The sequence below is a fragment of the Hyella patelloides LEGE 07179 genome (assembly GCF_900659865.1).
Taxonomy (GTDB): Bacteria; Cyanobacteriota; Cyanobacteriia; order Cyanobacteriales; family Xenococcaceae; genus Hyella; species Hyella patelloides.
In genome coordinates, this window is sequence record NZ_LR214348.1 from 1 (window position 1) to 1,077 (window position 1,077).

1 protein-coding gene is annotated in these 1,077 nt (G+C 33.5%); it reads right to left on the minus strand.

Annotated elements, in window-relative coordinates:
• Nucleotides 1-194 precede the first annotated feature (194 nt).
• On the minus strand, nucleotides 195-407 hold the full coding sequence (locus tag H1P_RS33660) for a hypothetical protein (protein ID WP_144875866.1): 213 nt from the start codon (nucleotides 405-407) through the stop codon (nucleotides 195-197).
• Between the last annotated feature and the right edge of the window lie 670 nt (nucleotides 408-1,077).

Consider the following 1,077-nt stretch of genomic DNA (forward strand, 5'->3'; position numbering starts at 1 on the left):
AAAATAAAATTGCTACTACAGATTGAGTACTCATAAAACGTTATTTTCTATAGCAGCAATCACAAATTATTTAGTAGTCGAACAAGTGATTTACTTTTATATTCAGCTCAAACAAATCAACTAAAAATCACTGTTCAATTACTATAGCGAGTTTGTTATTTAGCTGAAGAAAGGAGATCAAAATCCTTCTCAGATTAAGTACGACTTCTGCTACCACCACGACGACGACGACGACCGCGACGACGACGGCGACGACGGCGACGACCACTATTACTGCGAGAGCGAGAGCGACTGCCACCAGCAATTACAGATTCGTCATGTTCGGATAAATCATTGAGAAAGCTACTAAAATCAGAAAACAAATCTGTTCCTACTGGACTAATTTTTTCGAGTAAGTTGTTTTTCATTTTTTTAAATTGCTCACTACATTATTGATTGATTAGCTAATAACTGTATCTGATTCGATAATTAGTTCTTAACCAATGATTAGATAGTAAGACTTATCTATTTTCAAGTCAATATTTATGATAATTTTCTCATGTTAGTTTCATCTTGTACTTATAGAATGTTTAAAGCATAATTCATGATGTAGTTCAATTTTAATTGTAGCTATTTTATATTAAATAACATCAGTTTGGGTTAAGGCTATTTTACTACTTATTCTACGAAAGAATAGGAGTTACAGCTAACGAGAAAATCAGAATTTTAGCCGATCCCGAACTCAGGTTAAATAAAAGAAAACACTATCTATTTATTTTTTATCCGATATTTCGCAGGTAGAAGAATAAAGGTAGGGTACGTCTGGTGTGAATTAAATTTTAGTAGGTAGATAAGGATTGAAAAGTCACAGATTATCTCGATCCCGCTTGACGAGCGAGTCCTTTAGAGGAGCGGTATCCTTTAGGACTCTTAGCTTTAAAACTTCGTCTCTTATTACTTTTAAGAAATGGTATAATACCAATTTCCTAAAGTCCAGCTACAGATAATGCATCGAGAATGAAATCAAATCCCGTAATGGAAGCGATATCTGCTTGAGTAAATTCAGCTAAGATATTTGCTAGTTTTCTTCTTAAAAAA